We start from the raw sequence: 11,868 nt of genomic DNA, 5'->3' as shown, positions 1-11,868 counted from the left end.
GCGGGGGCGCCTAACCGGTGGGCGGCTGCATGAGGGGCGGTCGTCCCCGGGCATGGCACCTCCCAGCGCCTCACGGCGCTGGTCTGAGGAACGTCGCCGACTCTGGTCACGCGAGGATGACTGTGCCGCTCGCGGCCTGGGAGACGCCAAGCGGGTGCGGGCCCACGGGTTCGTGACCTGCGATCACCCCCGGGGGTCAACAGTGACGGGTCATGGACTTCTGCGCGTGCGCCGGTGACGGGGTCTTGATCCCGGCTGTGTGGCGCGGGTCGCGAGAGGTCCTGCCGCTCGGGCGGCGGGTCGAACCAGGCGCCGACGGCAGGCTTCACCGCCAGCCTGCTAGCCGTGCGGTGCGGTGGACGCTCTGGTCGTGCGATGTGGGGAGCGACTCCGGTTGGGTGAGGTGGCGGACGTGGTTGCTGGTCGGATCCGCGGTGAGTGGTGAGGCCGGTTCGGGTGTCATGCGGCGCGGGGGCCGCGGCGGATGAGGCGGGTGAGTTCCGCCGCGTCGTCGGCGGCCTGCTTGGCCCGGGTGTCGGATTCGCGGGCGTACGCGTGCAGGGCCCAGACGGCGCCGTCGGCGAGTTCGCGGAGTTCGGCCACGCGCGCGGCCACGAAGCGCGCGTCCGAGGCGATCGCGTCGCGGCGCCGCCAGAGTTGCCAGCCCGCGACCCCCAGCAGGGCCACCCCCACCCCGGCGAGCAGCCACCCAGCCGCCACGGCTCCCGCCAGGCAGCCGACACCGGCCACGATCAGGAGGATGACGGCCCACGGGGTGGGGCGTGGCAGGGTGCCCTCCGCGACGATGGCGGCCTCGGCCTCGGCGAGTGAGGCCTCGTCGGGGCCTTCGGGGTGGAGTTCGATGGGGTGGCCGAGCAGTGTCACGGTCAGTGTGGCGGGCGGCTCCAGGCGGCTGTCGGCCTCCAGTTCCTCGGCCACGCCGCGCAGGATCGGCGCGGCCACGTGCAGCGCGATGGCCGCCAGGTGCGGGTCGGCGGTGGGGCGCAGGTCGTCGAGCAGGTGTGAGGTGAGCGAGGCCAGCGGGCCGGCTGGGCCGCCCAGGCCGATCAGTGAGCGGAGCACGGCGATCGGCTCGTCCTCGTGCCAGGCCGTGGCGGGGCTCGCGGTGCTGTTGGTGAGCGGGGCGGCGGAACTCTGGTCGGCCTGCCGGGTGGAGGTGATCTCCAGGCAGCGGGCGCGCAGCCGCGCCAGGCGGGCCGCCGCCTGGGCGGGCTTGGCCAGCTCGGGTAGTTCGGCCATCTCCGGGAAGTCGACGAGCGAGGCAGGCACGACCACGGTCGGCTCGCCGGGCGCGAGGGCCTGCACCCACTCCGGGTGGTCGGCATGGTCAGGTACGGCGAGCGTGTCGAGCCTGCGCAGAACGAAGATCTTGCCGGCCGGGCCGTAGGCGCCGCGGGCGGCGGCCAGCCAGAGCGCGCGCTGGCCGTGGGTGACGGGCTGGTCGAGGGAGAGCTCGCCGAAGGCGGTGCCGAGCCAGGAGGCGTGGATGCGGCTGCCGTGGCCGGCGACGGCCAGCGCCAGGCAGAGGAAGAGCGCGGTCTGCTGCTGGTCGCGGCCGGCGGCCCGGCTGAGGGGTTCGAGGGGGTCGTCGCCGGCCAGGATCGCGACCAGCGCGTGAACGGCAGGGGAGAGCCAGTAGCCCGGGATGTCGCGGAAGCCGGGCGGGGACGGAGGGGCGGCGCCGTTGGCGGCCAGGTGTGCCAGCAGGGCCTCGGCATAGCGGTGCAGCTCTGCCGCTGCCTGGGGGTCCGCAGTCAGATCCGTGCTCAAGGCAGAGAACTCCCCCATGTACGGCCTCGGTTCATGACCGCGTAAAGCCTAACCGGGGGGCGCGCCAACCAGGTGGAGGCGCGCCCACGACAAGAGGTACGGCGCGGTGGCCGGTGCGGGTCACCGCCGAGGGTCACATGCGTTCGGGAACGGGCATCCCGAGCAGGTCGAGGCCGGTCTCCAGCACGCGCAGGGTCAGCGCGCACAGCGCCAGCCGCTGCTGCTTCGTCTCGGCGTCGACGCCTTCCTTGATGACCGGGCACTCCTCGTAGAAGGTGCTGAACAGGCTCGCGGTCTCGAACAGGAAGGCGCACAGCGTGTGCGGCTCGGAGGCGGTCGCGACGTGCTCGACGAGCACGCCGAAGCGCAGCAGGTGCAGGGCCAGCGCCCGCTCGGACGGCTGGGCCGGCACGACGGCGCCGTCGGCGTCGGCAGGCGTGATGCCGGCCTTGCGGAAGATCGACCGGATCCGGGCGGTGGCGTACTGCATGTACGGCCCGGTGTTGCCGGTGAACTTCAGCATGCGGTCGAAGTCGAAGACGTACTCGCTGTCGTGGCTGACCGACAGGTCGGCGTACTTGACCGCGCCCATGCCCACGTCCTGCGCGATCTCGGCCCGGGTCGCCTCGTCGTAACCGCGTTCGGCGATGGCGGCCCCGGCCCGGTCGACGGCCTCCTGCAGCAGGGCCATCAGCTTGACCGACTCGCCGGACCGGGTCTTGAACCGGCGGCCGTCCTTGCCGAGCATCATGCCGATCTGGACGTGCTCGGCCGAGACGGTGTCGGGCAGCCAGCCGGCCTGCTGGGCGGCGGCGAACACCATGCGGAAGTGGAGCGCCTGGTCGGCGCCGACGACGTAGAGGAGGCGGTCGGCCTTGAGGTCGTGCACCCGGTAGCGGATCGCCGCCATGTCGGTGGAGGCGTAGCCGTAGCCGCCGTCACTCTTGCGGATGATGAGCGGCAGCGGCTTGTCGTCGGAGCCGGTGAAGCCGGGCGGGAAGAGGCACAGCGCGCCCTCGCTCAGCACCGCGACCCCGGCGGCCTCCAGGTCGTCGCAGGTCTTGGCGAGCATCGGGTTGTACATGCTCTCGCCGGCGAGGTCGGCGTCGGTGAGGGTGACGCCGAGCATGCCGTAGACCTTGTTGAAGTAGCGGACGGTCGCGTCCATGAAGACGTGCCACAGCCGCAGCGTGTCGGCGTCGCCTGACTGGAGCGTGGTCACCCGGGTGCGGGAGCGTGCCTTGAAGTCGTCGTCGCCGTCGAACTTGGCGCGCGCCGCCTGGTAGAACTCGGTGCCCATGCCGGCCTCGAGCTGCTCGACCGCGGCCTCCTCGCCGATGTCGAGCAGGTGCTCGATGAGCATGCCGAACGGCGTGCCCCAGTCGCCGAGGTGGTTCTGCCGGATGACGGTGTTGCCCACGTGCTCGTGGACGCGGGCCAGCGCGTCGCCGACGATCGTCGTGCGCAGGTGGCCGACGTGCATCTCCTTGGCCGCGTTGGGCGCGGAGTAGTCGATCACGACGGTCTGCGGCGGGGTGACCGTCCCGACGCCGGCGCGCGGGTCGCGCAGCATGCTCGTGGCCTCGGCGGCGATCCACGAGTCGTCGAGCGTGATGTTGAGGAAGCCGGGGCCGCTGACCTCGACCGTGCCGGGGAAGTCGGACAGCTCGGCGGCGAGTGCCTGGGCGACCTCCCGCGGCGACCGTCGCAGACGCTTGGCCAGGCTCATCGCGACGTTCGCCTGGAAGTCGGCGAACTGGGAGGGCCGGATCAGCGGGTCTGCGTCGGCGTGCTCGGCACCGAACGCGGCGGCCAGGGCCTGCTGCACGCGCTCGGTGAGCACAATCTGCGGGTCGGTCATGCTCTAAGGGTACCGGCGAGCCTGACCGCGACGCTGATCGTTATCGCGGCGACCGCGGAGATGCCGACGGCGGTCAGATCGCTGGCCGTGCCGGCGGGTTCGAGGGCGAACAACTCGCGGACGAACGGCAGCGCCAGCGCCACCGCGAACAGCGCGGCCATGGAGGCGACCAGCACGACCCGCCACCAGTTGAGCGGCCTGGCGATGAGCACGAGCACCCACCACGTGGTGAGGAACAGTGCGATCACCGCGGCCGTGCGGTCCTGGTTCAGGGTGGAGGTGTCGCTGTGCGCCGCCCAGAACGACAGCATCACCGCCGCCGCGCACACGACCCCGGCCGGTACGGCGAAGCGGAGCACGCGCGGCACGAAGCCGGGCCGCGCCCGCTCCAGGGTCGGCGCGAGCGCCAGGAAGAGCGCCGGCACCCCGATGGTGAGGGCGTTGACCAGCGTCGAGTGCCGCGGCGCGAACGGGAACATCATCCCGAGCACTCCGGTGAGCAGCGACAGCACGATCGCGTAGAAGGTCTTGGTGAGGAAGAGGTTGGAGACCCGCTCGATGTTGGCCAGCACGCGGCGGCCCTCGCCGACGACGTGCGGCAGCGTCGCGAACTTGTTGTCGAGCAGGACCACCTGGGCGACCGCCTTGGTGGCGGGGCTGCCCGCGCCCATCGCGATGCCCAGGTCGGCGTCCTTGAGCGCGAGCACGTCGTTTACGCCGTCGCCGGTCATCGCCACGGTGTGGCCGCGCGCCTGGAGGGCGGCGACGAACTGGCGCTTCTGGCGCGGGGTGACCCGGCCGAAGACGGCGTTGGTGTCGAGGATCTCGGCGAGCTTGTCCGGGTCGTCCTCCGGCAGGGTCCTGGCGTCGATCGCCCGGTGGCCGTCGGGGATTCCGAGGCCGGTGGCGATGGCGGAGACCGCCTCGGGGTTGTCGCCGGAGATGACCTTGACGGTGACGCCCTGCCGGGCGAAGTACTCCAGGGTCTCGTGGGCGTCGGGCCTGATGCGCTGCTTGAGGGTGACGAGTGCCACACACTCGATCTCCGCGCCCGGCCCGCCCGTCGCGCCGGGTCCGCCGCCGTCCGTGACCGCGGCCAGGCCGCCGGTACGGCAGAGGGCGAGCACCCGGGCCCCGGTGGCCGCCAGCTTCGCGGCCCGCCGGTATCCGTCGTGGTCCTCGTCGAGCAGCACGTCGGGAGCGCCGAGCACCCAGGCCCCGTGCGGACCGAAGTCGGCGCCGCTCCACTTGCGCGCCGAGGAGAACGGCACGGTCTCGGTGGCCAGCCACCCGTCGGGCGTCGAGGGGTAGCGGACCTGGATGGCCTGGGCGGTGGCGTTGGGCCGGTGGTCGACGTTGGCCAGGGCGGCGAGCGCCTCGCGCACCGGCCGGTCGTCCCCTAACGGCAGCACCCGGTCGAGGTCCATGCCGCCGGCGGTCAGCGTGCCCGTCTTGTCCAGGCAGAGCACGTCCACCCGGGCCAGGCCCTCGATCGCGGGCAGTTCCTGGACCAGGCACCTGCGCCGGCCCAGCCGGACGACGCCGACGGCGAAGGCGATCGAGGTCATCAGCACCAGGCCCTCGGGGATCATGGTGACGATGCCGGCGACCGCGCCGGTGATGGCGGTGCCGAAGTCGGCCGAGTTGCGCAGCTGGCTGTAGGTCAGCAGCGCGCCGATCGGCAGGACCAGCCAGGTGATGTACTTGATGAAGTTGCGTACGCCGTCGCGCAGTTCCGAGCGCGCGAGGTGGAACTTGCTGGCCTCCTCGGCGAGCCGGACGGCGTAGGCGTCGGTGCCGACCCGGGTGGCGACGAACGCGCCGGAGCCGGCGACGGCGAAACTGCCCGAGAGCGCCTGGTCGCCCGGCCGCTTGTGGACCGGGTCGGCCTCGCCGGTGAGCAGCGACTCGTCGATCTCCAGCCCGTCGGAGTGGACGACCTCGCCGTCCACCAGCAGCCGGTCGCCGGGGCCGAGCAGGACGAGGTCGCCGAGCGCCACCTCGTGCGGCAGGAGCTCCTGGTCGCGGCCGTCGCGGCGGACCGTGACCGGTGCCTCGTTGATGACGGCCAGCCGGTCGAGCGTGCGCTTGGCGCGCCATTCCTGGACGATGCCGATCAGCGCGTTCGCCACGATCACCAGGCCGAACATGCTGTCCTGCCAGTGCCCGAAGATCAGGATGAGCGCCCAGAGGACGCCGATGACCAGGTTGAAGAGCGTGAGGACGTTGGCCCTGACGATCGCGCCGAACGACCTGCTGGAGCGGCGTGGTACGACGTTCTTCCGCGCCTGGGCAGCCTGTGCCGAGGTGAGCCCTTCCACCCATCCCCCCGTTTGTGTGGACCGCCCAAGACTGCCACACGGTGGGGGTTATCGTCGCTTGTTCGCGCGCTGGGTCGTGGCGATCCGCTCGCCGATCCTGGTCACGATGCCGCCGGCGGCCAGGTCGGCGGCGAGCTGGCAGGCCGCGCTGATGCCCTGGGCGCGCGAGGAGCCGTGGGCGATCACGACGGTGCCGTTGAGGCCGAGCAGCACCGCGCCGCCGTGGGCCTCGGCGTCGAGCCGGCGGTGCAGGTCGCGGATGCGCGAGCGCTGCAGGAACGCGCCCAGCCGGGCCGCCGCGGTGTCGGACATCGTCTCCTTGAGCTGCTGGAAGGCGTAGCGGACGGCGCCTTCCATGGTCTTCAGCGCCACGTTGCCGGTGAAGCCGTCGGTGACGATCACGTCCGCGACGCCGTTCAGCAGGTCGTAGCCCTCGACGTTGCCGGTGAAGTCGATGCCGGCGGAGGCGTGCAGCAGTTCGTGCGCCCTTTTGATGAGCTTGGTGCCCTTCTCGGGCTCGCTGCCGATCGTGAGCAGGCCGACCCGGGGCTTGGAGATGTCGAAGGCCAGCTCGGCGTAGGCGGAGCCCAGGTGCGCGAACTGCACCAGCATCTCCGGCTTGACCTCGGCGTTCGCGCCCGCGTCGAGAAGCAGCGTGGGATGCGGCAGGGTGGGCAGGGCGACGGCGATGGCGGGGCGGAGCACACCCTGCTGGGCCTTGAGCCGGAGCCTGCCGGTGGCCACGATGCCGGCCGTCGAGCCGGCCGACACCACGGCGCACGCGTCGCCCCGCCGGACCAGATGATCGGCGATCGCGATGCTGGAGCGGGGGCGGCGCAGGCTGGCCAGCGCGCCCTCGTCCATGGCCAGGGCCTCCTCGGCCCGGACGATCGGGATCTCCCTGGTGGCGTCGTGGTCGGCGAGCGCCTCGTACAGCACGCGGGGGGAGCCGACGAGCACGACCGGCAGCCCGCGCTCGCGGACGGCGTGCACCGCGCCCGCCACGATCTCGTGCGGTGCGTGGTCGCCGCCCATGGCGTCGAGCGCGATCGGCTTGCTGTCGGACACTGGTCACCTCGTACGGTGTGCGAGCCCGCTGCCGCCTCCATCATCGAGTGGCCGGAACGCGGGCGCGGGTGTGTCCGCATCGCAGGCGGGATGCATGCCAAGGCTAACCGGTGCCCGAGATGGCCCTACGCCAGGTTCCAGTCGGAGACACCGCGGGAGACGACCACCTTGGCGAACATCGACCTGCCGACGATGCGGATGAGCGGCCCGTCGCCCTCGGAGCCGCCCGTCACGTCGCGTTTGCCGAACATGGAGCCGCCCTCGTCGATCACCCGGGCGTCGTCGGGGACGCGCACGATCAGCTTGGCGAAGCGGGCGTCGGCCTCGATGGTGATCTCGCGGCCGGGCAGCACGGCCTGGGACAGGTCGACGATCAGCGCGCCGAACCTGGCCGACAGCCGTGTGTGCCGCGAGGCGACCCAGCGGCCCTTCCTGATCACCTTGCTGAACGTCGAGTCGATCGTCTGCCGCTCGACCGCGGCGGGGACGTGCGAGACGGTCACGTCGGGGAGGTCTCTGGTGAGGGGGACGAGCTCGCCGACCGTCCTGGCCGTGTAGGCGGCGTCGAGGCGGTCGGCGTGCTCGACGCTGGTGAGTCGTCCGGAGGCGAGCGCCTCGCCGAGCACGGCGGCCACCCGGTCGCGGTCGGCGTCGGAGGCGCGCAGGGGAGTGTCGTCGGTCACATGTGTCAGTCTACGTAAAGACGCGATATGTCGCGAGAGCCAAGAATCCTCAGGAAAAACTTGGAGCCCCACGGAACCGTAGCCCCCGCGGGCCGCGTCCCGATATAAGAACCCTAGACGCGCGACACGGCCGTGAGGTTTACCGGCGATCGAACAAAAAAGATGGGAAAGGCCTAGTGATCTTGAACCAGGCAGGCACGCGACGCTTCCGGGCGTACACGTCCAAGCATCTCGACGAGCTCCTGCAGCGGGCCGGCCTCGGTGACGACGAACGGCTGAAGGTACGCGCCGTCGCCACCGTGCTGCCCTTTCGGACCAACGCCTACGTGGTCGACGAACTCATAGACTGGTCGGCGGCGCCCGACGACCCCATGTACCGCCTCGTCTTCCCTCAGGCGGACATGCTGCCCGAATCCGACGTCGCCCGGCTGGCCGACCTGCTGAAGGCCGAGGCTCCCAACGCGGAGATCCAGGCCGAGGCCAACCGCGTGCGCGCGCAGCTCAACCCCCACCCCGCGGGGCAGAAGGAGCTCAACGTGCCCCGCATCGGCGACGAGCCGGTGCCGGGCCTGCAGCACAAATATCCGGAGACGGTCCTCATCTTCCCCAAGCAGGGGCAGACCTGCCACGCCTACTGCACCTACTGCTTCCGCTGGGCACAGTTCGTCGGCGACGCCGACCTGAAGTTCGCCTCCGACGACATCGGCCAGATGGTCGACTACGTCCGCCGGCACCCCGAGGTCACCAGCGTCCTGATCACCGGCGGCGACGCCATGATCATGGGTGAGCCGGTGATCAGACGCTACATCGAGCCGCTCCTGGAACTGGAGCAGCTCGAGTCCATCCGGATCGGCACCAAGGCGCTGGCCTACTGGCCGCAGCGCTTCACCACCGACCCGGACGCCGACTCCACGCTGGAGCTGTTCTCGCAGGTGGTGGCCGCCGGCAAGAACCTCGCCTTCATGGCCCACTTCACCCATCCGCGCGAGCTGGAGTCCCCGCTGGTCGAGTCGGCGGTCAGGCGCATCCTCGACAGCGGGGCCACGATCAGGACCCAGGCGCCGCTGATCAGGTCCATCAACGACGACACCGGAGTGTGGTCGGGCATGTGGCGCCGGCAACTGCGGATGGGGATGATCCCCTACTACATGTTCGTCGAGCGCGACACCGGGCCGCAGGACTACTTCGCGGTCCCGCTCGCCCGGGCGTACGAGCTCTTCCGCGACGCCTACGCCTCGGTGTCCGGGCTCTGCCGTACGGTCCGCGGGCCCTCCATGTCGGCCACGCCCGGCAAGGTCTGCGTCGACGGCGTCACCGAGATCGCCGGTGAGCGCGTCTTCATGCTGCATCTCATCCAGGCGCGCGACCCCTCACTGGTGGGCCGGCCGTTCTTCGCCAAGTACGACCCGGAGGCGGTGTGGCTGACCGATCTGCGCCCGGCCTTCGCTGACCGGTTCCCCTTCCAGGCCGAGGAGTCGCTGCTGCTCCCCTGAGCGGTTCAAGCGCGTATCCCGCGACCGGAAAATCTGTGCCCCCGGCCCGTGGCATTCGCTTTTCCCGGCTCCTGCACGCGGGCTGTCCGGGCGCTGCGCAGTCACGTGGGAACGCCACCGGAATATCCGAAATCGCCTCCTGCTATTTCCCGACTTGTCGGCCGGCCGAGCCCTCTGCTCCATCCCTCGGCCGGGCCGTCAAACCTTCGTCACGCTGGATCGGCGTGGCCTGCGAGCGTCCCGGACGGGGTGATAGAACTTCGCCGGTAGCTCAGCCGGGCCGGCGCGTCGCGTGTGGTGCCCATAACGCGTCCGGCTTGGTATTCGGGGGTCATCCGATTCGCTTTTCCGATTGGTTTCGGAGCGGTCGGATCACGAGCCGGGAAGGCAATCATGGATCGTGTAGTCAAGGCGGCCGTGGCCGCTGCGTCATTCGGGTTGGCGGTGGCCCTTGCGGCCGCTCCGGCCCAGGCCATGGAGCAACGCTTCGCCGTCGTCCCCGGTGACGAGCCGGGCGGCGGCGGCGGGCTCCTCGGCCGGGCCGACGGGACTCCGCTCGGCGCCGCACCCGGCGACCTTCCGGGCGCCGCGGACCGGGGAGTGGCGGGCGTCCCGGCCGGTGGTGTCGCGGGAGACGCCGCGGGCGCCCCCGGCGCGTCCGGTGCGGCCCCCGCCGTGGCCGGTGTCGCCGGTGCGCCGGGCGGGCCGGGGAGTGGTCCCGGCACGTCGGTGCAGGGCGGTCCCGTGAGCGTTCCCGGCGCGCCGGCGGCCGGCCCGCTCGTGGTCGGCGCGCCCGAGTCCGGCCCGGTCCTGCCGGGTGCGCCCGCGCCCGGCCTGCCGGTCGTCCCTGCCGCTCCCGCAGCGCTCCCCGGTACGACCGGCGTGGCCGGAACGGGTGCCGCGGGCACGGGCACGGCGGGGACGCGGGGTCCCGCCGGGACTCGACCCGCCGGAACCAGGCCAGGAGCTGCTACGACGGCTCGTCCTGCCGCTTCCGGCACCGGGACTGCTACGACGGCTCGTCCTGCCGCTTCCGGTGCCGAGACCGGCGCGGTCCGGCGGCCCCGTCGGCCGTCTGCCGGGGAGGGGGTGCGGACCACCGCCGGGACGCCCGTGACGCCGGGCTCCGTGAGGGGCCGTACCGACCGCACCTCCGGACGCCCGAACACCGCCATCCGGACCTCCGGCACGAAGACCGCCAAGGCCGAGAGCGCGGCACCCAAGCTCCGTACCTGGACCACCGGGGTGAAGCCCGCCAAGGCGGGAGGTCCCGCCGCTGGGGCGAAGCTCGCGGAGCCTCGCGGAGCGGCCGCGGTGAGCGGCGTTTCGGGCCTCCCGGTCAGGCGCGATGCCGGGCGTGCGGTGTCTGCGGTGCGGGATGCCCGGGGTGCGGTGCCTGCGGTGCGGGACGTCCGGGGTGCGGTGCCGGAGGTCAAGGGTGCCGCCGGCGCGGTGCCTGGTGCTTCGCGGCCGCCGCGGGTCCCCGGTGTGCCGCACGCGGTCAACGCTCCGAGAGGGGGCGGCCAGACCGTCCTCCGCGAGACCGATGAGCTGCGCCGGGTCCGTCGCCACCTCGCGTCCGGCCTCGACCGACCGGGTGCCGGCGCCTCCCGCGTCGTCCTCCCCGGCACCGTCCTGCCGGGCACCGGTATTCCGAGCATCGGCGTCTCCCGCGCCGTCCTGCCGGGCGGCGGCCTCCCGAACGCGGGTCTGCCGCGCGCCGGGCTGGCGAATGCCGGGTTGCCGGGCGCGAGGTTGCCCGGTGCCGGTCTCCCCGGTGTGGGGCTGCCTGGTGCCGGGCTGCGCGACTCCGGTCTGCCGAGGACCGGCCTCCAGACGTGATCGCGGCGTCCGCCGCGGGCGGCCGAGGGGTCGTGGTGATGGGAGAGGGCGTCACAAGGTGCCGACGCCTCGACTGCCTGTCGCCGCGGTCCGAGGCGGCCCGCGGGAGGGCGCCGGATCGCAGCCGGTGGTGCCGGCACCGCATCCGGCGGTGCGCCACGCCATCGCGGCACCGCCGAACAGAACAGACGTGACCGGCTCGCGGGCGCCCACGGTGCCCGGGTGCCCGGCGGGCGGGTCACGTGGGTGAGAGGCCCTCGCGGACGCGAGCGGTCCGGTGACCGGTACGGGCGGACGCGCCCGAACCGGTCACCGACACCCGGGCCCGGGCCGCCACCCGGGTCGCGCTCGCGCGTCGCGCCGCCACCGCAGGGCGGCGGCGCGGCGCGGGGTGCAGCCTGCCGTCGGTCCCCAGTGGGGACCGACGGCATTCGCATGTCCGCGGGCAGGCACCCGCGGGTCTGCGGGACATGGGATGAGGGGCCTCCCATGTCCCCGGGTTGAGGACGGCACATCGGGGTTGGCTGTGGGCGAGCGTCCGGCACGTGTGCTCGCGGCTGTGGGTGGTGCCTGACGCTGTGGTGTGTCGCGGGGGTTCCGCCTTGTCTCCCGGTGCGGGGGCGGCAGTGGGCTCGGGGGTGGGGAGCGTCAGAGGAGGCGGACACCGGTGCGGCGGCCGATCTGGGCCTGCAGCCTGGCCATCTGCCAGTGGAGCTCGATGAGCTGGGCCGTCAGCTCGGTCCGGGGAATCTCTGACACGTCCTCGATGGCCAGGTGGTCGATCGCGGCCGAAAGCTCTCGCATCGCGC

At 72.5% G+C, this 11,868-nt stretch carries 8 protein-coding genes; 2 read left to right on the top strand and 6 right to left on the bottom strand.

From position 1 onward, the window contains the following. Positions 1–459: 459 nt before the first annotated feature. The 5 genes from FHU36_RS09445 to FHU36_RS09425 all read right to left on the bottom strand — a co-directional run bounded on the left by FHU36_RS09445 (position 460) and on the right by FHU36_RS09425 (position 7,724). On the bottom strand, positions 460–1,791 hold the full coding sequence (locus FHU36_RS09445) for a hypothetical protein (protein ID WP_246502008.1): 1,332 nt from the start codon (positions 1,789–1,791) through the stop codon (positions 460–462). Between the two features lie 133 nt (positions 1,792–1,924). Further along, complete coding sequence (gene argS, locus FHU36_RS09440; RefSeq protein ID WP_185083358.1) at positions 1,925–3,652, bottom strand: arginine--tRNA ligase; 1,728 nt, start codon at positions 3,650–3,652, stop codon at positions 1,925–1,927. Continuing rightward, positions 3,649–5,973 (bottom strand): HAD-IC family P-type ATPase, encoded by a 2,325-nt coding sequence (locus tag FHU36_RS09435; RefSeq protein ID WP_185083357.1) that lies wholly within the window; start codon positions 5,971–5,973, stop codon positions 3,649–3,651. The genes argS and FHU36_RS09435 overlap by 4 nt, the downstream gene beginning before the upstream one ends. A 48-nt stretch (positions 5,974–6,021) precedes the next feature. Continuing rightward, on the bottom strand, positions 6,022–7,041 hold the full coding sequence (gene plsX / locus FHU36_RS09430) for a phosphate acyltransferase PlsX (RefSeq protein WP_312891509.1): 1,020 nt from the start codon (positions 7,039–7,041) through the stop codon (positions 6,022–6,024). 125 nt (positions 7,042–7,166) lie between these two features. After that, the gene (locus FHU36_RS09425; protein WP_312891508.1) at positions 7,167–7,724 is read right to left on the bottom strand and encodes a DUF1707 SHOCT-like domain-containing protein; all 558 of its coding nucleotides are present in this window, start codon (positions 7,722–7,724) and stop codon (positions 7,167–7,169) included. Positions 7,725–7,900: 176 nt separating this feature from the next. On the opposite strand from FHU36_RS09425, the gene FHU36_RS09420 reads away from it, so the two are divergent. Together FHU36_RS09420 and FHU36_RS09415 are read left to right on the top strand one after the other, a co-directional pair. Continuing rightward, a complete protein-coding gene (locus tag FHU36_RS09420) occupies positions 7,901–9,217 on the top strand; it encodes a KamA family radical SAM protein (RefSeq protein ID WP_185083356.1) in 1,317 nt (438 codons plus the stop codon). Positions 9,218–9,610: 393 nt separating this feature from the next. Then, positions 9,611–11,059, top strand: a complete 1,449-nt coding sequence (locus FHU36_RS09415; RefSeq protein WP_185083355.1) for a hypothetical protein — start codon at positions 9,611–9,613, stop codon at positions 11,057–11,059. A 648-nt stretch (positions 11,060–11,707) separates the two neighbouring features. Here the strand turns inward: FHU36_RS09415 and FHU36_RS09410 are convergent. Beyond that, complete coding sequence (locus FHU36_RS09410; RefSeq protein WP_185083354.1) at positions 11,708–11,863, bottom strand: hypothetical protein; 156 nt, start codon at positions 11,861–11,863, stop codon at positions 11,708–11,710. Positions 11,864–11,868: the final 5 nt, after the last annotated feature.

Origin of the sequence: Nonomuraea muscovyensis (assembly GCF_014207745.1) — a bacterium.
Taxonomy (GTDB): domain Bacteria; phylum Actinomycetota; class Actinomycetes; order Streptosporangiales; family Streptosporangiaceae; genus Nonomuraea; species Nonomuraea muscovyensis.
The sequence above is the reverse complement of the archived record's forward strand: the minus strand, read 5'-3'. Positions and strand labels throughout refer to the sequence as shown.

Bases quoted from the DNA above. Each gene is read 5' to 3' on its own strand.
- argS (WP_185083358.1), bottom strand. From the start codon at position 3,652: ATGACCGACCCGCAGATTGTGCTCACCGAGCGCGTGCAGCAGGCCCTG.
- FHU36_RS09415 (WP_185083355.1), top strand. From the start codon at position 9,611: ATGGATCGTGTAGTCAAGGCGGCCGTGGCCGCTGCGTCATTCGGGTTG.
- FHU36_RS09410 (WP_185083354.1), bottom strand. From the start codon at position 11,863: ATGCGAGAGCTTTCGGCCGCGATCGACCACCTGGCCATCGAGGACGTG.